Below are 22611 nucleotides of genomic sequence, written 5' to 3' on the forward strand. Positions count from 1 at the left end.
GTGTTGGTGGTGGCGGCAGTGGTGCGCGCAGGCGCTTCCCTACCGTCGTGCTGAGTGGATCATCAGCACCTGGGGAGGCCCTCGATGACGGAACACGGACCTGAGCACGCACACGCGACTGCCCGAAGCGTCCCCGTGGAGGCGTTGCGACCGGGCGACCACGCCTGCCTGGACGTGCCCGACGCGCAGGCCCACTGGCAGGTCCTGACCGCCTACACCCGCACCGGACTGACCCGGGGCGAGCGGGTGATGGTCGTCCTCGACCCGGCCGACGTGAGCGACGACGACGCCCTCGCCCGGCTCGACGGCGGCACCGGCCAGGCCGAAGACGCCTGGCAGAGCGGCCAGTTGGAGATCGTACGCAACACCGCCGTGTACGTCCCCGACGGCAGCTTCTCCAAGGAGCGCCAATTCCGGCTCTACTCCGCCGAGTTGGAGCGGGCGCGGACCGAGGGGCTGACCGGGCTGCGGGTCGGGGCAGACATGGCCTGGGGACAGCGGACCGGCGTCAGCGACGACCAACTCCTCGACTACGAGGTATTCATGGAACCGCTGTTCGTGGATCCCCGGCTCACCGCGATGTGCTGGTACAGCCGCCACCAGTACACCGACCACTTGGTGGCCGCGATGCGGACGGTCCACCCACTCCAGGTGATGACCCACCTCGACGCGCTCGAAGTGACCCGAACCGACGGCGGCGCCCGGATCGCCGGCTCCGCCGAGCCCGGCACCCGCGAGGAGTTCACGGCGACCCTGCGCGCACTGCTGACCCGCCGCTCCGCCATCGCCTCAACCCCCCTCCGGTACGAACTCGACCTGACCGACCTCTTCTACATGGAGGCCCACGCCGCCTGGCAACTCATCGGCTTCGCCCGCGGCCTGCCCGACGGCGACACCCTCGACGTCCGCTGCGGCCCGATCCTCGAAGCGGTCCTGCGGGGCCTGGGCTCCGACGACGTACGACAACTGAGACTCCGTACGGAGACGGGAAGAGAGACGGGAACGGTCACCGGGCGGGCGGCCCACTGAACCAGGCCGCCACCTGACTCCGTGCCGCGAACCCCAACTTGGCGAGGACACGCCCGACATGCCCCTCAGCCGTACGCCGGGAGATCACCAGCCGCTCGGCAATCTGCCGGTTCGTCATACCCAAGGCGATCAGCGCGGCGACTTCCCACTCACGACGGGTGAGGCCGGTGTCGGGGGGTGCGGGGGGTGCGGTGCGCGCCGGGGGAGCGGCCCGCACGGCGCGCCGGGCTCCCGGCGCGGGGCGCCCATTTCCCGCTGGGGTGAGTCCGGGGCCTGCTGCGGCGGCCCCGGCCCCGGCTCCTGGTGCGGTGCGCCCGGGTTCGGCTGCGGTGCGTCCGGCTCCTGGTGTGCCGCGCTCGTTCCCCGCCGAGGTGCGCTCGTTCCCTGCCGAGGTGCGCTCGTTCCCTGCCGAGGTGCGCTCGTTCCCTGCCGAGGCGCGCCCGGGTCCCGCTGTGGTGCGTCTGTCTCCCACAGAGGTGCGTCCGGCTCCCGATGCGCTGCGCTCGTTCGCTGCTGAGGTGCGCCTGGATTCCGCTGCGGTGCGTCCGGTTCCTGGCGTTTCGCCCCCGGCTCCCGATGTGCCGCGTCCGGTCCCTGCTGAGGTGCGCTCATTCCCCGCCGAGGCGCGTCTGGGTCCCGCTGCGGTGCGTCCGGTTCCTGGCGTTTCGCCCCCGGCTCCCGATGCGCCGCGTCCGGCCCCTGCTGAGGTGCGCTCGTTCCCCGCCGAGGCGCGTCTGCTTCCCGCCGAAGCGCGCCCGGGTTCCGCTGCGGTGCGCCTGTTCTTCGCCGAGGTGCGCCCGGTTGCCGCCGAGGCGCGCTCGTTCTCCGCTGCGGTGGGCTCGGTTTCCGCGGCGGTGTCCGCCTCGCCCAGCGCGTACGCAAGAGCCTCCCCGGCCGACAGCTCGTAGCCCCGCCGGTGGGCATCGCCGCCGTACTCGTACCAGTCGTCGCCGGGCGTCTCGCGGGCCTGGGGTTCGGTCGCCGGGAGGTGGCCCGACTGGCGTTGGCCGGCCAGTGGGTCGTGGCCGAGGTCGTACCAGATGCGGTGTGCCGCGCCCCGCAGCACGGCGGCCCGTTCGGCGTCGCCGTGGGCGGCGGTGGCGACGGCCAGTATCTCCAGGGCGCCGCCGACGGCGTGCGGCTCGCCGGTGACGTACGGCAGCCGCAGACAGCGGCGGACACTCTCGGCGGCGGCCTCGTGCTCGCCGAGGGCCCAGCGGGCGGTGGCGAGTGCGCCCAGGACGTACGAGCGCACCCACTGCTCGCCGTGCGCCTCGCACACGGCGAGGGCGTCCAGGCACAGCGGGACGGCGAGTTCGGGTCGGCCGTGGAAGTTGAACGTCGTCGCCATCTCGACGCGGCTGAGGACGTGGAAGGCGAGGAGTGGTCCCGCGTCGTCCCCGGTGTGTTCGCCGAGGACTTCGGCGAGGGGGCGGACGTCCGGTATCTCGTGCGGGGCCAGGGTCGGGGTGTGCGGGGTGCCGGTCAGGAGGACGGCGTTCGTACGGCTGCGGACCAGCGGGATCAGGGCCGCGGCCCAGTGTGCCCGGGTCAGCTCGGGCGACGGGCGCCCGCCCTCGCGCAGGGCGAGCCGCTGCCACCAGTGCCGCAGCTCCGCCCAGGCGCCGCGCGCGATCCAGTAGAACCACAGGCTGCCGACCAGACGCTGCCCGCGCGGGGCCTCGCCGGGGGTGGTGAGACAGAAGTCGAGCGCCGCCCGCAGATTGTCGTGCTCGGCACGCAGCCCGGCCAGGGTGCCCGGCTGGTCCGGCCCGAACCAACGCCGCTCGTGCTCCTCCGCGACCCGCACGAAGTGCGCGCACAACCGCCGCCGCGTGTCCTCGGCCTCTCCGCGCGCCTCCAGCCGCTCCAGCCCGTACTCACGAAGCAGGGCAAGCATCCGATACCGGCTGCCGCTCCCGTCTCCCCCCTCCTCCCTGACCAGCACGGACTTCTCCACCAGCCCGGTCACGGCGGCCAGCACAGCGACTCGGGCGTCCCCTGCTCCCGCCCCGGCAGCGCCCACTCCGGCTCCGGCAGCGCCCACTCCGGCTCCGGCGCGGGCCGGTGCCCTGCCGCCCGTGCGGGCTGTCCCCGCCTGGGTCGGCCCGCCGTGCGGGCCGACCGTGTCCGGGCGGGCTGCCCGGCCTGTGGCGTGGGCCGCTCCCGCCGGGCCGGATGTGCCGCTGGCGTGGGCCGTGTCCGCCGGGCCGGATGTGCCGCTGGCGTGGGCCGTGTCCGCCGGGCCGGATGTGTCGTCGGCGTGGGCCGTGTCCGCCGGATCGGCTCCGGCCCCGGAACGGCACCCCTTCCTCCCGCCCGACCGCCCCGCGAAAGACTCGCACACCGCCTCCGCCCCCGCCAGGTCGAAGCTGCCGGTGAACACCGACAGGTGGGACCAGGCGAGTTGCTCCTCCGGCGTACAGAGGTCGTGGCTCCAGTCCACCGCCGAGCGGAGGGTCTGGTGGCGGGGCGGTGCGGTCGGGCTGCCGGAGGTGAGGAGGCGGTAGCGGTCGCCCAGGCGTTCGCCGAGACGCTCGTCCAGTTGCTCCACGCCCAGCGCGTGCATCCGTACGGCCGCCAGTTCGATCGCCAGCGGGAGGCCGTCCAGGCGGTGGCAGAGACGGGCCACCGCCGCCCGATTGTGGTCGGTGATCTCGAAGCCGGGTGCCACCGCCGCCGCCCGGTCGGCGAACAGGCGCAGTGCGGGGAAGTCCGTCCCGGGGAGGTCGTCCCCGGGCGCCGGGGTGGCCAGCGGGGCCACCGGGAGCAGCCGCTCCTCGGGGAGACCGAGCCGGTGACGGCTGGTGGCCAGGACACCGACCCCCTCCGTCGCCCCGAGCACGGCGGCCACCACCGAGGCACACGCCTCCGCCACGTGCTCGCAGTTGTCCAGGACCAGCAGCAGCCGCCGGGTACGCAGATGCTCGACGACCGTCTCCAGCGGCGCCCGGCCCGTCTCGTCCCGGATGCCGAGCGCGTCCGCCACCGCGTGCGGCACCAGCGTGCCGTCCCGTACAGCGGCCAGCGGCACCAGCCACACCCCGTCCGGGAAACCCCGTACCGCCCCCTCCGCCACCCGTCCCGCGAGCCGGGTCTTGCCCACCCCGCCAGGACCGGTGAGCGTCAGCAGCCTGGTGGCCGCCAACAGCCGCCTGGCCTGCGTCAGTTCATGGCGCCGGCCCACAAAACTCGTGCCTGTGACGGGAAATCCGACCGTCCGCCGCGACCCGGCTGCCCCCAAGATCGGCCACGCCCTCTTCGAGTTCGTCGAGTTGATGGTGCCCTTGCGTCTTCCCCAACGGTGATCATCAGCAATGGGTTACAACAACGGCTCACATCGAGGTGCGCGCCCCCGCGGAGCCCCGCACGCCCTTCTCCCCGCCCCCACCCTCGCGGGCCCCACCCTCCCCGGCCCCACTCCCGCTGCCGCCGTCCTCGATCTCCAGGCGCTCCGCCGTCCGCTCGGCGGTCCGCCGGGCCCAGCCGCCGGTCGTGACGGCACCCAGGACCAGTACGGCCAGACCGCAGCCCGCGATGATCCACCAGCCGGGCCGCGCCGCAGCGGCGAACACCTCCTTGTACGGGCCCGATCCGATGCCCGACGCCAGTGCCGCGCCGATCACCGCAACCCCGAGCGTGCCGCCGGTCTGCCGGCTGGTCGAGGCGATCGCGGCGGCCACCCCGGCCTGGGCGCGGGGCATGCCCGAGACGGCCGTGTTGGTGATGGGCGCGTTGACGAAGCCGAAGCCGAGGCCGAACAGGAAGTAGCCGATCACCAGCGTCCCGTTCGACGTCTCGCCGTCGAACGCCGCGAACAGGACCCCGCTCGCCGTCATCGTGACCCCCGCCGTGATCAGCGAGAACCGTGGTCCCCGGCTGCCGACCAGCCGCCCCGATATCGGCGCGCACACCAAGCACATCACCGCCATCGGCAGCATCCACAGACCGGCGTGCAGCGCGGACAGCCCCCGCACGTTCTGCAGATACAGCGTCGACAGGAACAGGAACCCGCTCAGCGCGGCGAACGCGCTCACCGCGACCACGGTCGCCCCACTGAACGGCACCGACCGGAAGAACCGCAGGTCGATGAGGGGTTCGGTGCGCCGGGGCTCGTAGTACAGCAGCCCGAGCAGCGCGGCCAGGGTGACCGCCCCGAAGACGAGCGTGTGCGTGACGGACGAACTGGGCGCCTCGATGATCGCGTACGTCAGCGAGCCGAGCAGAGCGATGACCAGGATCTGGCCGACCGGGTCAGGGCGGCGGGCCTTCGGCGCCCGGGACTCGGGGACGTACCGCCAGGTCAGCAGGAACGCGACGAGGCCCACCGGCAGGTTGAGCCAGAAGATCGAACGCCAGCCGACGGAGTCCACGAGCAGGCCGCCGACGATCGGGCCGGCGGCCATGGATATGCCGACCACCCCGCCCCACACCCCGATCGCCCGGGCCCGCTCGCGGGGGTCGGTGAAGGTGTTGGTGATGATCGACATGGCGACCGGGTTGAGCATCGAGCCGCCGATCGCCTGGATCATGCGGAACACGATGAGCGAGTCGAGGTTCGGGGCGAGCGAGCAGAGCACCGAGCCGAGGGTGAACAGCACCAGCCCGGTCTTGAAGACCCGGCGGCGGCCGATCCGGTCGGCGGTCGAGCCCGCCAGCATCAGCAGCGAGGCCAGCACCAGCGTGTACGCGTCGAGCGCCCACTGCATACCGGCCACGCTCGCGCCCAGGTCCTTCTCCATGGAAGGCAGCGCGACATTGAGCACGGTGACGTCGAGGCTGACGATCAGCAGGCTCATACAGCAGATCGCCAGCACCAGCATGCGGCGGCGGGGACTCAGCTCGGACATGCGAACCATAGTACGGCTAACTAACGACTTTGGCTGTACTCCATTCGGTGCGAGAGTGCGAGAGAATGGCGCAATGTCCACGCCCGTGATCTCGTCCGTGACCTCGCTTGTGAACGTGCTGCGGATCGGTCCGCACGCCGTGCAGCCGCCCGTCGTCCTCGCTCCCATGGCGGGGATCACGAACGCGCCCTTCCGCACCCTGTGCCGGGAGTTCAGCGGCGGCAAGGGGCTGTTCGTCAGCGAGATGATCACGACCCGGGCGCTGGTCGAGCGCAACGAGAAGACCATGCAGCTGATCCACTTCGACGCGACGGAGAAGCCGCGCTCGATCCAGTTGTACGGCGTCGACCCGGCGACCGTCGGCAAGGCCGTCCGCATGATCGCGGAGGAGGGCCTGGCCGACCACATCGACCTCAACTTCGGCTGCCCGGTCCCGAAGGTGACGAGGAAGGGCGGCGGCTCCGCCCTCCCGTACAAGCGGAACCTGCTCCGCGCGATCCTGCGCGAGGCGGTGTCCGGCGCCGGGGACATCCCGGTCACGATGAAGATGCGCAAGGGCATCGACGACGACCACATCACCTACCTCGACGCCGGCCGGATCGCGGTCGAGGAGGGCGTGACGGCCATCGCCCTGCACGGCCGCACCGCCGCCCAGCACTACGGCGGCACGGCGGACTGGGACGCGATCGCCCGCCTCAAGGAGCACGTGCCGGAGATCCCCGTACTCGGCAACGGCGACATCTGGTCGGCGGAGGACGCGCTGCGGATGGTCCGGGAGACGGGCTGCGACGGGGTCGTGGTCGGCCGCGGGTGCCTCGGCCGCCCGTGGCTGTTCGCGGACCTGGTGGCCGCCTTCGAGGGCCGTACGGAGGCCATCGCCCGCCCGACGCTCCGCGAGGTCGCCGACATCATGGTGCGGCACGCCACGCTGCTCGGTGAGTGGATCGGGGACGAGGCGCGCGGGGTCATCGACTTCCGCAAGCATGTGGCCTGGTACCTGAAGGGGTTCGCGGTCGGCAGCGAGATGCGCAAGCGCCTTGCGATCACGTCGTCGTTGGAGGAACTCCGGGTTGGCCTGGACGAGTTGGACCTCGACCAGGCTTGGCCCCTCGGTGCGGATGGCCCTCGGGGGCGTACGTCCGGCAACAACCGGGTGGTGTTGCCGGACGGGTGGTTGAAGGATCCGTATGACTGTGCGGGTGTTGGCGAGGATGCGGAGTTGGATACGTCCGGGGGGTGAAGGGTTTTCGTCTGCGGGTTCGTTGTGGCTGGTCGCGCAGTTCCCCGCGCCCCTACGGGGCGCTTACGGGTGAGGCGTTGAGCCGTACGCCGTGAGGAACTTGTCTCGGAAGGCGCTCATCTTCCAGACGGGGGCGTCGTCGGCGGGGCGGATGCCGTCTGTCCAGTTCCAGTCGGTGATCTTGTCGAGGATCTTCGGGTCCTTGGCCACGACCGACACCGGGACGTCGCGGCTGGCGTTGCTGCCGCTGACTCGGGACATGGGCTGGTGGTCGCCGAGGAAGACGAGGACGGTGTCGTCGGTGCCGTAGCGGGTGAGCCAGTCGATGAGGCTGGTGATCGAGTACTGGATCGACTTGCCGTACTCCTGCTTGGCCGCGGTGCCGTCGTACAGGACGTCCTTCGGGTCCTTGCCCGCCTTCTGGATCGAGTTGAACACCGAGCCGTCGCCGAGCTGGTCCTGCGGGACGGTCGTAGGAAGAGGCGCCCACGGCTGGTGACTTGAGGTCAGGATGATCTCCGACATCAGCGGCTTGGCGCTCTTCTTGCCGTGCTCCATGCGCTGGAAGGCCTCCAGCGTGTACTGGTCCGGCATGGTCGACCAGCTGAACTTCGGTCCCTGGTAGCCGAGATCCTTCGACGTGTAATTCTTCTCCAGGCCGTAGAACTTCCACTCCGGCCAGCCCTTCTGGACGCCCGGCATCACGCCGACCGTCCGCCAGTCGCCGGTGCGCCGGAAGACCTCGGGGAGGGTGAGACGGTCGCTGTTCACCAGGGTGTTGTAGCGCTGCTGGTTGTTGATCCACAGGCCCGACAGGAACGTGGAGTGGCCGAGCCAGCTGTTGCCGCCGAACGTGGCCGACGTCAGCCAGCCGCTCTTCGCGGCGAAACCGGCGTCCGTCAGGGCCTGGTTGCTGTCGGCGAGGGTCTTGTCCACGCCGGGGGAGATGTCCGGGTCCTCGATCGCGCTGCGGCCGTAGCTCTCGATGAACGTGAAGATGACGTCCTTGCCGCGCAGGTCCGGCACCAGCTGGTCGCCGGGCGTCTTGGCGAAGGGGTCGTTCTTGGCGAACTTCTCGAACGCCGCCTCGTCGCGGAAGGTGTCACTCGCCCGCCGCAGATGCACCTTCACGACTCCGGCGGTGTGGTCCGAGGCGATGGGCACCCCGCCGATGCTGAGCCCGAGGGACATGCAGGTGATCCATACGGTGCCCGCGATCAGCGTGGCCTTGGTGGCGACGGTGTTGTTGCGGGCGAGCAGGTTGCTGAGCCGTACGCATGCGAGGGCCGTGCCGATGGGCAGGAGCAGCGTCAGCAGGATCACGAGGAGGGTGACGGCGATCGAGCCCGTCGTGCCGATGGCGTCGGAGATGTACGACTGGGCGTCGTCCAGCAGCACCCAGTCCAGCACGACGTTGAAGTGCCGGCCCAGGAACTCGACGAACCCCATGTCCAGCAGGTTCAGCACGGTCAGCGCACCGAGGAACGCGCCGATACTCGCCGCCGTGATCACCCGCGGTCGGCGTGGCATCGCGAGCAGTACGACGGCCCCGACGATCGCTTCCGCGGGGAGTCGCAGGAACTCCGTGATCCGGAAGTTGCCGACGGTGTTCGGCATTTGGAGGGCGAACAGTACGAGGAGTACGGAGAGGGCGGTGGCCGCCCAGCGGAGATTCCGGGCGGCGACTGGGCGACGGGTACGCCAGTCGGGTTTGGGGGGTTGGGCAGACTTGTCGGCTGAGTCGACAGAGGCGGCCGAGTCTTCCGGTAGTGGTTGGCTGTCGGCCGTGGGGGCTTCTCGCGCAGTTCCCCGCGCCCCTTTGGGGCGCGTCTCTGTGACCGGGGTTTCCTCAGCAGGCGTCGCCTCAGCCGCCGTATCCGTCGATGGGTTGATGCGCGTGAACAGAGGCACCCCGAAGGTCCTTCCGTGTGGAGCCCGTGCAGGAGCGGCGGACCCTGGCGCGGGAGCCTGGGTCCGCCACCATCCCGTACGGCGGGCCCTCGGCCTCCGTTCAGCCTCCGCGCCCAAGCACCCGGCAAACACCGGGCAAACGCCTCACCAAGCGACGGACCACACGTCTCCTTCCCGCACCCCTCAGGCGCCCCCGACCGCCGTGAGCAGCGCCAACGGGGCCGCCGCCGAGCGGGATTCGCGTACGCACGCGTGCGGGTACGGCACCGGTTCGCCGTGGGTGTCGCGGCCGTAGCCGGCGAGGACCTCGGGGAGGCGGTGACCGGTGGCGGTCGCCGCGTCGACCAGGGCGTGCGCGACCGTACGGGCCTCGTCGTGCAGGCCGTACCGCGAAAGGCCCAGCGTGATCAGGGCGTTGTCGTGCGGCCAGACCGAGCCCCGGTGGTAGGAGAGGGGGTGGTAGGCCGACTGGCCCGACGCCAGCGTCCGTACGCCCCAGCCCGAGAAGAAGTCCGGTTCCAGCAAGCGGCGGCCGACCTTCTCTCCGTACTCCTTGTCGAGGAGTCCCGACCAGAGCAGGTGGCCCGCGTCCGAGGCCAGCGCGTCCACCTGGTTGCCCTCGCCGTCGAGCGCCAGCGCCGGGAAGGAGTGCTCCGGCATCCAGAAGTCCCGCTGGAAACGGTCCCGGAGGTCGCCCGCCGCCTGTTCCAGGAGGGCGGCGTACGTCTCGTCCTCCCACACCGTGCGCGCGATCCACGCCGTGCGGCGCAGCGCGTCGTACGCGTACCCCTGGGCCCCCGCCGCCATCACCGGGCCGCTTGCGCGGGTGCCGTCGGCCGAGCAGATGGCGCCGGGGGAGTCCTTCCAGTTCTGGTTGGCGAGGCCGCCCTGGTCGGCCCGGTAGACCAGGTAGCCACGGGACGTCAGACCGCCGTGGTCCAGCATCCAGCCGATCGCCGCGCGGGCGTTGGCCTCCAGACGGCGGGCCAGGGTCGTGTCACCGGTCTGTTCTACGTACGTCCCGAGGAGGATGAGGAACAGCGGTGTCGCGTCGACCGAGCCGTAGTAACGCCCGTACGGCACCTGCCCGAAGTGCGCCAGCTCGCCGTGCCGTACCTCGTGCACGATCTTGCCCGGCTGGGCGACGGAGTCCGGGCCCACCTCCGTTGCCTGGGTCGCGGCGAGCGCGGGCAGTGTGGCGGCGGCTAGTTGGGGGCGGTACGGGAGCGCGAAGAGGGAGGTGAGCAGTGCGTCCCGGCCGAGGAGGGTCAGGAACCAGGGGGCTCCTGCCGCCGGTACGCGCAACTCCTCGCCGTCGGGGCCGGTTGCGGGGACCTGGAGTGCTGCCAGGTCGGAGAGGCCTCGTGCGCAGGCCGCCGCCAACTCCGGCCAGCCGGTGGGGAAGGCGATACCCTCGACGAACTCCCCTTCGAGGGCGAGGAGTTGGTCGTTCGCGGCGGCGGGGGAGACGGGGACCTGCGGTTCCTGGGTCGCGCCGTGCGGACGGGCCGCCACGCGCAGCGCCAGCTCCGCCGAACCGTGCGGCTCCAACTCCAGTGTCCAGACCAGGCGTCGGGCACCCGTGCCGGTCTCCTCGACGCCGTTGGGGGCGGGCTCCGCGGTGACCGTCGTACAAGACAGCCACTCACCGCGCCGGTAGCTGAACTCGACGCCGTCGTCCCGGACTTCGCGCCCCCGGACGGCGCCGGACTTGACGTACGTACGGTGGTCGGAGCGCAGCTCGAACTGGTCCGTGAAGTCGGCGTCCGCGGTGACCGCGATCCGGACCGTCGTCGGCGTCGGACGGTTACTGGTCACGCGCAGAGACTCGACGAACCCCCCGTCCCCTACGGCCTGTTCACGGAAGAGCGTGTACGCGGGCGGCTCCTGCCGGCCCCCGCGCGGTACGAGGATGCAGCGCGCGGTGTCCCCGTCGGCGACCGGGCTGAGCGTCTCGGGCACGGCGCCGTCGACGGTGAGCTGCCAACGGCTCAAGTGCCGTGCGTCACGTACGAATAACCCGTCGGGGTGGCTGCCACCGCGTACACCGCTGATGTCCCCGCCGTCGCCGACGGCCGCGAACGTCCCGCCGTGCACGAGCAGATGATGCCGGTCCGTCATCGCCGTTCCCCTCCCTTGTCACTCATCTCGCTCATGTCGAATGCGCCGACGGCACTTATGTCGGCGATGGGCTGCTGGTGGAGCAGATCGAGAGTCAGCGCGGCCGTCCAGCCGAAGCCGAGCGCCCCGCAGGCCTCTCCGGTGTACGGATCCACGTACTCCGCGAAGTCGGTGGCGTCGGCGGTCTCCAGCAGCGCCGTGCGCAGCTTGTCGGCGTGCGCCCGCTCGCCGTGCTGCCGCAGCCCGCGCTCCACCAGCCACCCGGTGTTGAACCAGGCCGGGCCGCGCCAGTAGCGGTGCGGGTCGAAGGCCTCGCCGAGCAGGTCGTAGGACGGTACGAGGCGGGCGGCGCCGCCGAGTTCGAAGTGCGGGCCGCGCGCCGTACGGACGAGGGTGTCGGCGATGTCCCGGGGGAGCGTGGGGAGGAGGAGCGGGATGAGGCCGGAGACGCTGCGCTCGGGGATGAGCGAGCCGTCCCGTACGTCGCGGCAGAAGAACATGCCCTCCGCCGGGTCCCACAGCCGCTCCACCAGCGCCGCCGTCAGCCGCTCCGCGCGCGCGTGCCGGGCCGTCCCCGTCGCGCCCAGCTCGCGGGCGATCCGGGCCAGCGCGTGCTCGGAGGCGATCAGCAGCGCGTTGAAGGCGGGGTCCTCGACGGCGAACTCGCTCGCGCCGTCCCCATGGCCCCCGCCCAGCCCATCCCTGTATCCGCCGTCCCTGTAGTCCGTCGCCAGCCGCACGTACCGCCCGTAGTCCAGGTCCGTCGGACGGTCCTCGGCGGCGCCGTGGTCGAGGTCGGCGCGGCGGAAGGAGCGGGCCGGGGCCGGCGTGATGCGGCTCAGCGGGGCGTCCCAGCAGGGGCTGTTGTCCATACCCTGTTCCCAGGGGTGCACGACCGACGCCAGGCCGCCCCCGCCCAGGTCACGGCGGTGCAGCAGATAGCGGTGCCAGGCGGCGAGCCGCGGATAGGCGCGGGCGAGGAAGCCGCGTGAGCGGGACAGCCCGGGGTCGGCCTGGTGCACCAGCCAGACGGCCAGCGCGTGCACCGGTGGCTGCACGATGCCGGACGTCTGTACGGTGCGCGGGGCGCCCGCGGCACGCCCCGCGGTCGAGGAGCGCCAGAAGTCGGGGCTCGGGAAGTACGCGTCGAGCGGGACGGAGGGGTTGAAGACGATGTGCGGGATGCGTCCGTCGTCCCACTGGGCCGACAGCAGCGTCTCCAGCTCCGTCTGCGCGCGCAGCGGTGAGAGATGGCGCAGGCCGATCGCGATGAACGCGGAGTCCCAGGACCACTGGTGCGGATACAGGCCGCGCGAGGGGACCGTCGAGCTGCCGGTCCAGTTGGCCTCCAGCACGTCCGCCGCTCTGACGTGCAGGCTGTGCAGCGAATGTGTCGTAACGTCCGGTTCGTATACGACGGAGTGCGTCGCGGCGCGGGCGGTCAACTGGGCAGTGCGATCCACTCGGGGCTCCCCGAAGACGTTCGGCCTGACCAGTTCGGTCGCGGCCACCATAGAGTTACGTCTATTTAACACGCAGAACTCAATATGTAATGCAAGCTTGAGAAACACAAGGGGGTGCGCATGAGTAGTCGTGCTCAGGCGAGCGCGGGCGATCTGCTCGAACTGGTGCGCTCCGGGCGCGCCACGACTCGCGGTGCCCTGCAACAAGTGACGGGTCTCTCACGCGCGACCGTCGGTCACCGTCTGGACCGGCTGTTCCGCGCGGGCTGGCTGCGCGAGGGAGCCTCGGGCCCGGTCGACTCGCCGCTCGGCGGACGCCCCTCGATCACTCTGGAGTTCGACGACGCCCACGCTGTCGTCCTCACCGCCGACCTCGACACCCGTCATGCCCGCGCCGCCGTACTCACCCTCACGGGTGAACTCCTCGCGGAACACTCGGGTGCGCTGGCCGTCGACGACGGCCCCGACGTCGTACTCGGCGAGATCGGCCGCTGGTTCGCTGAACTCCTCACGAAGGCCGGCCACGGCCCGTCCGAGGTCTGCGGCATCGGCCTCGCTGTACCGGGCCCGGTCGACACGGACGCCGGCCGCGTCGTCCAGCCGCCGATCATGCCCGGCTGGGACGGCTACGACATACGCGCCCGCCTGGCCCGCGCCCTCGCGGAACAGACCGGGAAACCGGCCGCCGCGAACGTCCCGGTCCTGGTCGACAACGACGCCAACCTCATGGCGTACGGCGAACAGCGCACCGGGTACCCGGGCTGCTCGGCCTTCGTCCTCGTCAAGGTCTCGACCGGTATCGGCGCGGGTGTCGTGGTGGGCGGTTCCGTCTTCCGGGGCATCGACGGCGGCGCCGGGGACATCGGCCACATCCGGGTTCCGCAGGGCGCCGAGGCGCTGTGCCGGTGCGGGTCGTACGGCTGCCTGGCCGCCGTCGCGAGCGGTGGCGCCGTCGCCCGGCGGCTCGTCGAGACCGGGGTGCCGGCGGCGTCCGGCTCGGACGTACGGGACCTGCTCGCGGCCGGGCATCCGGAGGCCGTCGCGCTCGCGCGGGAGGCGGGCCGGAGCGTGGGGGACGTACTGGCGACGGTGGTGACGCTGCTCAACCCCGGCGTGCTGATGATCGCCGGGGACCTGGCGGGCACGCCGTTCCTGACCGGCGTACGGGAGTTGCTGTACCAGCGGGCGCTGCCGCGCTCGACCGCTCATCTGGACGTGGTGACGTCGAGGCTGGGGGAGCGGGCGGGGCTGGTGGGGGCTGGGGCGATGGTCGTCGAGTACCTGTACGCGCCGGAGCGGGTGGAGGAGCGGCTGTCGGCGCTCGGGGTGTGAGTCTGTGACAGGGGTGTTTCCCCTTCGGTTCGGCGTCCGCATGGTGAAATCCGGTCCCTGATTCGTGCGTGATTCTCACCACCCCTGATCGGGGTTGCGCTCAGATGAGCGGATCATGAGCGACTGCACTTCTCAAAGGGTGGCACTGAGTGCCACCCTTTGATCGTTCATCGATAAAACTCAGACGTGTTGCCATCTGCTCATGTGAGCGACAAAATGGGCATGTGCCTGCCAGTGTGTTCAAGAAGTGAAAACATGCCTCCTCCACTGCTTGCCAAGCCTTGACTTTGGATCTGCTGGCGGACGGCTGGTTACAGGCGCATGACACGCAAGTGGACGTACCCAGACGCCTTCGATCTGGGTATGTTCCTCGCCGTCAGGGCAGCCACCGCGTCCCGAGGGAGTCGAGACCCGTGTCGGAAAACAAAGAACCCCACGTAGCGAAGTTCGTTTACGACTTCACCGAGGGCAACAGGGACCTCAAGGACCTCCTTGGTGGCAAGGGCGCGAACCTCGCCGAGATGACCAACCTGGGACTCCCCGTTCCCCCCGGCTTCACCATCACGACCGAGGCCTGCAAGACCTACCTCGACAGCGGCGAGGAGCCGGCGGCACTGCGTGACGAGGTGAGCGCGCATCTCGCGGCCCTCGAAGAGGCCATGGGCAAGAAGCTCGGCCAGGCCGACAACCCCCTTCTCGTGTCCGTCCGTTCCGGGGCGAAGTTCTCGATGCCGGGCATGATGGACACGGTGCTGAACATCGGCCTCTCCGACAAGTCGGTGCAGGGCCTCGCCAAGCAGGCCGGCGACGAGCGCTTCGCGTGGGACTCGTACCGCCGCCTCATCCAGATGTTCGGCAAGACGGTCCTCGGCGTCGAGGGCGAGCTGTTCGAGGACGCGCTGGACGCGGCGAAGACGGCGAAGAAGGTCACGGTCGACACGGAGCTGGAGGCCGCGGACCTCAAGAAGCTCGTCACCAAGTTCAAGCGGATCGTCAAGACCGAGGCGGGCCGCGACTTCCCGCAGGACCCGCGCGAGCAGATGGACCTCGCGATCCACGCGGTCTTCGACTCCTGGAACACCGACCGCGCGAAGCTCTACCGCCGCCAGGAGCGCATCCCGCACGACCTCGGTACGGCGGTCAACGTCTGCTCGATGGTCTTCGGCAACCTCGGCCCCGACTCGGGCACGGGCGTCGCCTTCACCCGCGACCCGGCCTCCGGCCACCAGGGCGTGTACGGCGACTACCTGCAGAACGCGCAGGGCGAGGACGTGGTCGCGGGCATCCGCAACACGGTCCCGCTGGCCGAGCTGGAGCAGATCGACAAGAAGTCGTACGACCAGCTGATGAAGATCATGGACACGCTGGAGAACCACTACAAGGATCTCTGTGACATCGAGTTCACCATCGAGCGCGGCCAGTTGTGGATGCTCCAGACGCGCGTCGGCAAGCGCACGGCGGGCGCGGCCTTCCGTATCGCGACGCAGCTGGTCGACCAGGGCCTGATCGACGAGGCGGAGGCGCTCCAGCGCGTCAACGGCGCCCAGCTCGCCCAGCTGATGTTCCCGCGCTTCGACGAGGAGTCGAAGGTCGCGCAGGTCGGCCGGGGCATCGCCGCCTCCCCGGGCGCGGCGGTCGGCAAGGCGGTGTTCGACTCGTACACCGCGGTGAAGTGGTCGCGTTCGGGCGAGAAGGTCATCCTGGTCCGCCGGGAGACCAACCCCGACGACCTCGACGGCATGATCGCGGCGGAGGGCATCCTGACGTCGCGGGGCGGCAAGACGTCCCACGCGGCGGTGGTGGCCCGGGGCATGGGCAAGACGTGTGTGTGCGGCGCGGAGGAGCTGGAGGTCGACACCAAGCGGCGCCGGATGACGGTGCCGGGCGGGCATGTGGTGGAGGAGGGCGACCTCATCTCCATCGACGGGTCGTCCGGCAAGGTCTACCTGGGCGAGGTCCCGGTCGTGCCGTCCCCCGTGGTGGAGTACTTCGAGGGCCGGATGCACGCGGGCGCCAACGACGCCGACGAACTGGTCGAGGCCGTCCACCGGATCATGGCCTTCGCGGACCGGAAGCGTCGCCTGCGGGTCCGGGCCAACGCGGACAACGCCGAGGACGCGATGCGGGCACGGCGGTTCGGCGCGCAGGGCATCGGCCTCTGCCGTACGGAGCACATGTTCCTCGGCGACCGGCGCGAGCTGGTGGAACGCCTGATCCTGGCCGACACGGACACCGAGCGCGAGGAGTCCCTCAAGGCGCTGCTCCCGCTCCAGAAGCAGGACTTCGTAGAACTGTTCTCGGCGATGGACGGCCTCCCGGTGACGGTCCGTCTCCTGGACCCCCCGCTGCACGAGTTCCTGCCGGACATCACGGAGCTGTCGGTACGAGTAGCCCTGGCCGAGTCCCGCAAGGACCCGCACGAGAACGAACTCCGCCTGCTCCAGGCGGTGCACCGGCTGCACGAGCAGAACCCGATGCTGGGCCTGCGGGGTGTGCGGTTGGGCCTGGTGATCCCCGGCCTGTTCACGATGCAGGTACGGGCGATCGCCGAGGCCGCCGCCGAGCGCAAGAACGCGAAGGGCGACCCGCGCGCGGAGATCATGATCCCGCTCGTCGGCACCGTCCAGGAGCTGGAGATCGTCCGCGAGGAGGCCGACCAGGTCATCGCCGAGGTCGAGGCGGCGACGGGCACGCAGCTGAAGCTGGCGATCGGCACGATGATCGAGCTGCCGCGCGCTGCTCTGACGGCGGGCCAGATCGCGGAAGCGGCGGAGTTCTTCAGCTTCGGCACGAACGACCTGACACAGACGGTCTGGGGCTTCAGCCGTGACGACGTCGAGGCCTCGTTCTTCACGGCATACCTGGAGAAGGGCATCTTCGGCGTCTCCCCGTTCGAGACGATCGACCGCGACGGCGTCGGCGCGTTGGTCAAGTCGGCGGTGGAGGCGGGCCGGGCAACGCGTCCTGATCTGAAGCTCGGAGTGTGCGGCGAACACGGGGGTGACCCGGAGTCGGTGCACTTCTTCCATGAGGTGGGCCTGGACTACGTGAGCTGCTCGCCGTTCCGGATTCCGGTGGCGCGGTTGGAGGCGGGGCGGGCGGCGTCCTCTTCGGCGGGGAGCGATCACCGCTAGGACCCATTGACAGGGCCCATTTAGGGGCGCTCAAAACGCCGGAACAACTGCCTGTCACCCCGACCCTCAGCGACATGGCGGCGGTTCCGGAGCACGAGAGAGGGCGGCACCCCTGTGCGGGGGGTGCCGCCTTTTCGCTGCGCCCGGGTGTGTACGTGTCCGTGCGGGCGGCGGCTTCACACGATCTGGATCACGTGCTTTCCGCGTACGCCACCGGCTTCCAGGGCGCGGTGGGCAGTGGCGATGTCGGCCAGGGGATGGACGGTGTCCACGGTCGGGCGGACGGCGCCGGTCTCCACGTACCGGGTGAGTTCGGCGTAGAGCTCGTGCCGAGGGTTGCCGCTGAAGAAGCGCACCCGGCGCGGCCCGTACAGGGCTGAGGCCAGGATGTAGGAGACGCTGGGAAGGATGCGCTCGGTGTCGAAGGCGATGGCCACCATGCGCCCGCCCGGGGCCAGGAGCCCGCGGTAGGTGGCGTGCCCGGTGCCGACGGTGTCCAGGACGACATCGAAGGCGCCCAGGTCGGACGGGCTGACCGTGGCGTAGCTCAGCGCCTCGTCGGCGCCCAGGTCACGGACGAAGCCGAGGTTCCTCGGGCCCGCGAGCGCGGTCACATGGGCGCCGAGTGCCTTGCCCAGCTGAACGGCCACGCTGCCGGCCCCGCCGCTCGCGCCGCGTACGAGAAGCCGTTCGCCCGGCTTCAGCCGTGCCTTGTCGCGCAGGGCGGTGATCGCGGTCGTACCGGTCACGGGAAGGGTCGCGGCCTCGACGAGGGTGAGGCCGGTGGGTACGGGAGAGATCTGCCGGGGGTGGACGGCGACGTACTCGGCCGCGCTGCCGAACCGGCCGCGCGGCAGGACGCCCCACACCCGGTCGCCTTCCCGCAGTCCGGATTCGGCAGCGGAGGCACCGACCGCGGTGATCTCTCCGGCGAAGTCCAGGCCCGTACGTTGGGGAAACCGGCGGCCGGTCACCAGGCGCACCCGGCCCGCCCGGCCGTGCAGCTCACCGCCGTTGACGCTGACCGCGTGGACCCGGACCAGTGCCTCGCCCTGCTCGGGGGCGGGCGCGGGGACCTTGCCCACGTACAGCACCTCGGGCGGGCCGTAGTTGTCGTAGAGCGCCGCGCGCATGTCGTTCACGTAGCTGTCCCGTCAATGGGGGGAAGGGGGAAGGGAGTTCACCTGGGCTGCCGTCGTTCTGGGCCGCCGATCCAAGCTAACGCGGCATGAGTACGACGCCGTCCGGTCGCGTTAAAGTGAGAGACATGCCTGATCAGCCCTCTCACAAGGGCCCGGCCGAGACCGCCCGTTCCGCAGACGAGGGCGGCCTAGGTGCTGCGGCGGACGGGTTTCGTCCTGCGGGGGAAGGGCTTCGTGCGGACGCCCGGCACAACCGCGACCGCATCCTCGAGGCCGCCCGCGAGGCGTATCTCGCTCACGGGACCGGCGTACCCGTCACCGCGATCGCCCGACGGGCCGGAGTCGGCGTCGCGACCCTCTACCGCCGTTTTCCCACCCGCGCCTCACTCGTCAGCGAGGCGTTCTCCGGCCAACTCGCCGTCTGCACAAGGGCGCTCGACGAGGCGATGGCGGATCCGGACCCCTGGCGCGGCTTCTGCTCCCTCATAGAGAAGGTGTGCGCGACGCAGGCCCGCGACCACGCGTTCACGGCCGCGTTCCTCGCGGAGTTCCCGGACAACACCGAGTTCGACCGCGAACGGGCCCGCGCTGAGGCGCGTTTGGCGCAACTCGTACAACGCGCCAAGGACGCTGGCCAGTTGCGCGACGACTTCGACGTCTCCGACGTCACCCTTCTGATGCTGGCCAACGGCGGCGTGGTCGGAGGGGCCCAGCGGCTGTCACCGGCCGCTTCCCGGCGCATGGTGGCGTACCTTCTGCACTCGTTTCGGGCGGACGGCGCGGAACGGCTTCCCCCGGCCGTGCCGTTGGGGCTGGACCGGATCCATGAGCCACTTCGCTCCGCGCGGGTACGACACAGCTGACCGGGCCAAGACGATGGCCGAGTCACGAGATCGCCCGGAGCGTGCCGTGCCGGGAGCCGTGGTGGAGTTGTTCGACGGCCTCGGCGGTCTGGTCGTCCGCGGGGAGGAAGATGATCAACTGTTGTGCTTCCGCGGTGAATTCGAGTGTCTCTCGGAGTAGTTGCAGCTCCTGTCCGGCTGGGTGGTCGATGCGGAGGACGCCGCGCTGTGGGACCACGTGCCGGTTCAGGCGGCGGGTCAGGTCGGGGCCGGCCAGTGGGGTGAGGTCCGAGCGGAGCCACTCGGAGTTCTCGGCGGAGGGGGCGAGCCACAGGTCGAAGGCCTGTTCGTCGGCGACCTCGTCCCAGTCGGCGAAGAAGGTGCGGGCGCGAGGGTCGGTGAAGACGTACCGGGTCAGGTTCGGGGACTCGGTGTCGAGCAGGCCGCTCGCGCTCATCACCGCGTCGTACGCGGGAGTGCGGGCGAGGATGTCGCCCAGTCTGTTGGTCACCACGGCCATGCCTGGTTCCAGGAGGCGGAGTGTCCGCAGGACGGTGGCCCGTACTTGTCGGGACGGGGGTTCGGGACGGGTGTGCGTGACGCATTCCCCGCCGGAGATCTTCGTGAGGTAGCGCAGATGGGCGCGCTCGGACGGGGAGAGGCTGAGCGCGTCGGCGAGGGCGTTGACCACCGCCACCGAGGGATTGCGGTCACGGCCCTGCTCGATACGGGTCAGGTACTCGACGCTGATGCCCGCGCGCGCCGCGAGATCCTGGCGCCGCAGCCCCGGTGAGCGGCGGCGGCCCCGGTCCGGCAGGCCGAGTGTCCCCGGTTGGATGCTGTCGCGCTTGGTCCGGATGAAGTCCCCCAGCGGCGTACCCATGCCTTCGAGGATAGGACGGGCCCTGCCGGTCGCGGTGGGCTCAGGCTGGCCCTGCGGGGGCCTGCCTGAGCCCGGTCTGGCTGCGGCCGGGGGGCGCCCCGATCGTGGTGGCCATGGACAACAACGTGGACAACAACAAGGACAGCAGCACGCACAACAACCAGCACAACACCCCGCACAGGCTGGTGATCGTCGTCGGGAGCGTTCGGGAGGGACGGTTCGGGCCCGTCGTCGCCTCCTGGGTCGCCGAACAGGCCCGTCTGCACGGCGGGTTCGACGTGGAGGTCGTCGATCTGGCCGGCTTCGAGATCCCGCTGTCGCTGCCCGCGGCCTCGCCGAAGTACGCCGGTGACGACTACCCGCGCCCGGCCGGGATGCGGCCACTGACCGCCGCGCTGGAGAGCGCGGACGCGTTCGTCGTGGTCACGCCCGAGTACAACCACAGCTATCCCGCCTCCCTGAAGGCGGCCGTCGACTGGCACTTCACCCAGTGGATCGCCAAACCCGTCGCCTTCGTCAGCTACGGGGGCGCGGCGGGCGGCCGTCACGCGGTCCTGCACCTGGAGAACGTGCTGACCGAACTGCACGCCGTGACCATCCGCGACGGCCTCGCCTTCCCGAACTACTTCACCGCATGGCAGGACGGTCGTCCGGTCGACCCCGAGACTCCCCGGTACGCCAAGACGTTGCTGGAGCAGCTGGCCTGGTGGGCGGGTGCGCTCAGGACCGCACGGGCGGCCACTCCCTACCCGGCGTAGGAGAGGGGGCGGGACGGAGCGGTCAGTGGCCGTCCACGAACGTCACCGTCTCGTCCAGCGGTGCCCGGCCCGTGCGCGGCTGGTCCACCGTGGCGTCCTCGAAGCCGATCGACATGCCGCAGAAGAGGAGCAGCTCCTGCGGCGGTGACACGACCTCCGCGACGGTCCGGTGGTACTTCGCCCACGCCATCTGCGTACAGCTGTGCAGCCCTTCGGCGCGCAGCAGCAGCATCACCGTCTGCAGGTACATGCCGACGTCGGACCACTGGGCCGGGCCCATGTCGCGGTCGATGTAGCAGAACAGGGCGGCGGGCGCGCCGAAGCAGTCCCAGTTCGCGGAGGCCGCCCGCTGGCGTGCCTCCAGGTCGCCGCGCGGGATGCCGAGTGCGCCGTAGCGCTGCTCGCCGAAGGCGGAACGGCGGTCGCGGTAGGGGGACTTGAGGTCGGGCGGGTACTGCTCGTACTCCGGCTCGTCCCAGGGGTCGCCCGAGGCCACGCGTTCGCCGGCGCGCTTCTTGAGTTCGGCCAGGGGCGCGTCGGTCGCCACGTAGACGTGCCACGGCTGGAGGTTCGACGCGGACGGGGCCCAGGCCGCGTAGGCCATGACGCGCTCCAGCACCTCCCTCGGGACCGGCCGGTCGGTGAATCCGCGCACCGCTCGTCGGCTGCTGACCGCCTCATGGACGTCCATGATCGTCTGCCTCTCGTTTGCTCGACGTGTTCAGCTCCGTTGCGATCGCGACGGTATCATTCGATACCTTTCTTGTGTTTAACTATGGGTGAGAACAAGTCACATCGCCTATCCGCAGGAGAAAGTCATGGCCACGCTGCTGCACATCGACTCGTCCGTGTTCCCGGGCGAGGCGTCCTCGTCCCGTTCGGTCGCGGCCGCCTTCCGGGAGGTCTGGGAGGAGCAGCACCCGGGCGGCACGGTGATCTACCGCGACCTTGCCGCCGACCCGGTCCCGCACATCACCGCCGACGCCTGGAGCGCCGGTTTCGCCGCGCCGGCCGCGCGTACGCCGGAGCAGGCCGCCGCGTTCGCCGTGCGCGAGACGCTCATCGGGGAACTGGAGGGGGCGGACGCCGTCCTGATCGGCGCCCCCATGTACAACTTCTCGATCCCGTCGACCCTCAAGGCGTGGGTGGACAGCGTGTACATGGTCGGCCGCACCGCCGGCGAGACCCCGTCCGCCAAGGGCACCCCGGTTGTCGTCGTCGCCAGCCGGGGCGGCTCCTACGCGCCCGGCACGCCGCGCGAGGGCTTCGAGTTCGTACAGAACTACCTGGAGGCCGTCCTCCGTGACACCTTCGGCCTGGACCTCGAGTTCATCGTCCCGGAACTCACCCTGTCCACCCGCGTCCCGGCCATGTCCGACCTGATTCCGCTGTACGAGGCCTCCCGCGAGCGCGCCTTCGAGGAGGCCGCGAAGAAGGCCAAGGAGCTCGCGGAGCGCGTCGCCGCCGCCTAGGCCGTGTCGGGCAGATCGCCGCAGGCGGGCTCGCCTTCGGCATCATGCCGAGGGCGAGCCCGCGTGTGGGGCGGTGACGGCGGTCAGGAGCCGGCCGCCGCGTCCCACAGGTCGCAGTTGTGCGCCTTCCCGGTTTCCGAGGTGGCCGAGTTGCCGCCCCGCGAGGCCGTGCGCAGCTGAAGCACGGTGCCCGGGGCGGACTTCTGGTCCGGCATGACGGGCTGGCTGGGGGCGCTCGGGGCCGAGCCGTGGATGAAGGACGCCCAGTAGGCGGTCATCTGGTCGGCGAGCGCGCGCTGTTCGGTGTTGAGGCGGGCGCTGGCTGTGCCGTACGCGCCGTCGCCCGACTTCAGCGACCCCGAGTTCCTGATCCGCTGCACCCTCGCGATCTTCCTGGAACCGGAGGAGCACGTCCGGCTCGTGTAGATCGAACC

The 22611-nt window shown here is 70.8% G+C and carries 16 protein-coding genes; 7 read left to right on the forward strand and 9 right to left on the reverse strand.

The genetic code is table 11. The features are described 5' to 3' along the window. Positions 1-84 precede the first annotated feature (84 nt). Complete coding sequence (locus LUX31_RS34725) at positions 85-1029, forward strand: MEDS domain-containing protein (RefSeq protein WP_235479262.1); 945 nt, start codon at positions 85-87, stop codon at positions 1027-1029. Here the strand turns inward: LUX31_RS34725 and LUX31_RS34730 are convergent. Both LUX31_RS34730 and LUX31_RS34735 read right to left on the reverse strand, forming a co-directional pair. Next, complete coding sequence (locus tag LUX31_RS34730; RefSeq protein WP_235479263.1) at positions 1007-4216, reverse strand: LuxR C-terminal-related transcriptional regulator; 3210 nt, start codon at positions 4214-4216, stop codon at positions 1007-1009. The two genes, LUX31_RS34725 and LUX31_RS34730, sit on opposite strands and share 23 nt — an antisense overlap. 148 nt (positions 4217-4364) lie before the next feature. After that, entirely contained in the window at positions 4365-5879 is a 1515-nt protein-coding gene (locus LUX31_RS34735; RefSeq protein WP_235479264.1) for an MFS transporter, read from the reverse strand. A gap of 73 nt (positions 5880-5952) precedes the next feature. Here LUX31_RS34735 and dusB point away from each other — a divergent pair, with 73 nt between their 5' ends. Then, the gene (gene dusB / locus LUX31_RS34740) at positions 5953-7119 is read left to right on the forward strand and encodes a tRNA dihydrouridine synthase DusB (protein WP_235479265.1); all 1167 of its coding nucleotides are present in this window, start codon (positions 5953-5955) and stop codon (positions 7117-7119) included. 63 nt (positions 7120-7182) lie between these two features. On the opposite strand, the gene LUX31_RS34745 is transcribed toward dusB, so the two are convergent. From LUX31_RS34745 to LUX31_RS34755, 3 genes are all read right to left on the reverse strand, one after another. Next, positions 7183-8736: a CDP-alcohol phosphatidyltransferase gene (locus LUX31_RS34745; RefSeq protein WP_235479266.1), complete on the reverse strand. Its 1554-nt coding sequence runs from the start codon at positions 8734-8736 to the stop codon at positions 7183-7185. 477 nt (positions 8737-9213) lie between these two features. After that, complete coding sequence (locus LUX31_RS34750; RefSeq protein WP_235479267.1) at positions 9214-11151, reverse strand: amylo-alpha-1,6-glucosidase; 1938 nt, start codon at positions 11149-11151, stop codon at positions 9214-9216. After that, positions 11148-12614, reverse strand: a complete 1467-nt coding sequence (locus LUX31_RS34755) for an MGH1-like glycoside hydrolase domain-containing protein (protein WP_235479268.1) — start codon at positions 12612-12614, stop codon at positions 11148-11150. The genes LUX31_RS34750 and LUX31_RS34755 overlap by 4 nt, the downstream gene beginning before the upstream one ends. 120 nt (positions 12615-12734) lie before the next feature. Between LUX31_RS34755 and LUX31_RS34760 the strand changes: the two genes are divergently transcribed. Both LUX31_RS34760 and ppdK read left to right on the forward strand, forming a co-directional pair. Beyond that, positions 12735-13946, forward strand: coding sequence for an ROK family protein (locus tag LUX31_RS34760; RefSeq protein WP_235479269.1), 1212 nt, complete (start codon positions 12735-12737; stop codon positions 13944-13946). Positions 13947-14359: 413 nt separating this feature from the next. Further along, complete coding sequence (gene ppdK, locus LUX31_RS34765; RefSeq protein WP_235479270.1) at positions 14360-17080, forward strand: pyruvate, phosphate dikinase; 2721 nt, start codon at positions 14360-14362, stop codon at positions 17078-17080. Between the two features lie 176 nt (positions 17081-17256). On the opposite strand, the gene LUX31_RS34770 is transcribed toward ppdK, so the two are convergent. Beyond that, entirely contained in the window at positions 17257-18222 is a 966-nt protein-coding gene (locus LUX31_RS34770) for an NAD(P)-dependent alcohol dehydrogenase (protein WP_235479271.1), read from the reverse strand. A 125-nt stretch (positions 18223-18347) separates the two neighbouring features. Between LUX31_RS34770 and LUX31_RS34775 the strand changes: the two genes are divergently transcribed. Beyond that, positions 18348-19085 carry a TetR/AcrR family transcriptional regulator gene (locus LUX31_RS34775; protein ID WP_235479272.1) on the forward strand — a complete coding sequence of 246 codons (738 nt, stop codon included), beginning with the start codon at positions 18348-18350 and terminating at the stop codon, positions 19083-19085. Between the two features lie 22 nt (positions 19086-19107). Here LUX31_RS34775 and LUX31_RS34780 read toward each other — a convergent pair whose 3' ends face one another. Continuing rightward, positions 19108-19947, reverse strand: a complete 840-nt coding sequence (locus tag LUX31_RS34780; protein ID WP_235479273.1) for a helix-turn-helix domain-containing protein — start codon at positions 19945-19947, stop codon at positions 19108-19110. 113 nt (positions 19948-20060) lie between these two features. Between LUX31_RS34780 and LUX31_RS34785 the strand changes: the two genes are divergently transcribed. Further along, on the forward strand, positions 20061-20705 hold the full coding sequence (locus tag LUX31_RS34785; protein WP_235479274.1) for an NADPH-dependent FMN reductase: 645 nt from the start codon (positions 20061-20063) through the stop codon (positions 20703-20705). A gap of 22 nt (positions 20706-20727) precedes the next feature. On the opposite strand, the gene LUX31_RS34790 is transcribed toward LUX31_RS34785, so the two are convergent. Beyond that, complete coding sequence (locus LUX31_RS34790) at positions 20728-21396, reverse strand: nitroreductase (protein ID WP_235479275.1); 669 nt, start codon at positions 21394-21396, stop codon at positions 20728-20730. 127 nt (positions 21397-21523) lie between these two features. Here LUX31_RS34790 and LUX31_RS34795 point away from each other — a divergent pair, with 127 nt between their 5' ends. Beyond that, entirely contained in the window at positions 21524-22177 is a 654-nt protein-coding gene (locus LUX31_RS34795; protein ID WP_235479276.1) for an FMN-dependent NADH-azoreductase, read from the forward strand. Positions 22178-22260: 83 nt separating this feature from the next. On the opposite strand, the gene LUX31_RS34800 is transcribed toward LUX31_RS34795, so the two are convergent. Beyond that, positions 22261-22557: a carboxylesterase family protein gene (locus LUX31_RS34800; RefSeq protein WP_235479277.1), complete on the reverse strand. Its 297-nt coding sequence runs from the start codon at positions 22555-22557 to the stop codon at positions 22261-22263. Positions 22558-22611: the final 54 nt, after the last annotated feature.

Origin of the sequence: Streptomyces sp. GQFP (assembly GCF_021545335.1) — a bacterium.
Taxonomy (GTDB): domain Bacteria; phylum Actinomycetota; class Actinomycetes; order Streptomycetales; family Streptomycetaceae; genus Streptomyces.

Coding starts and splice junctions, on each gene's coding strand:
- LUX31_RS34760 (WP_235479269.1), top strand. CDS start 12,735: ATGAGTAGTCGTGCTCAGGCGAGCGCGGGCGATCTGCTCGAACTGGTG.
- dusB (WP_235479265.1), top strand. CDS start 5,953: ATGTCCACGCCCGTGATCTCGTCCGTGACCTCGCTTGTGAACGTGCTG.
- LUX31_RS34790 (WP_235479275.1), bottom strand. CDS start 21,396: ATGGACGTCCATGAGGCGGTCAGCAGCCGACGAGCGGTGCGCGGATTC.
- LUX31_RS34725 (WP_235479262.1), top strand. CDS start 85: ATGACGGAACACGGACCTGAGCACGCACACGCGACTGCCCGAAGCGTC.
- LUX31_RS34735 (WP_235479264.1), bottom strand. CDS start 5,879: ATGTCCGAGCTGAGTCCCCGCCGCCGCATGCTGGTGCTGGCGATCTGC.
- LUX31_RS34750 (WP_235479267.1), bottom strand. CDS start 11,151: ATGACGGACCGGCATCATCTGCTCGTGCACGGCGGGACGTTCGCGGCC.
- LUX31_RS34785 (WP_235479274.1), top strand. CDS start 20,061: ATGGACAACAACGTGGACAACAACAAGGACAGCAGCACGCACAACAAC.
- LUX31_RS34775 (WP_235479272.1), top strand. CDS start 18,348: ATGCCTGATCAGCCCTCTCACAAGGGCCCGGCCGAGACCGCCCGTTCC.
- LUX31_RS34795 (WP_235479276.1), top strand. CDS start 21,524: ATGGCCACGCTGCTGCACATCGACTCGTCCGTGTTCCCGGGCGAGGCG.
- LUX31_RS34745 (WP_235479266.1), bottom strand. CDS start 8,736: ATGCCGAACACCGTCGGCAACTTCCGGATCACGGAGTTCCTGCGACTC.
- LUX31_RS34780 (WP_235479273.1), bottom strand. CDS start 19,947: ATGGGTACGCCGCTGGGGGACTTCATCCGGACCAAGCGCGACAGCATC.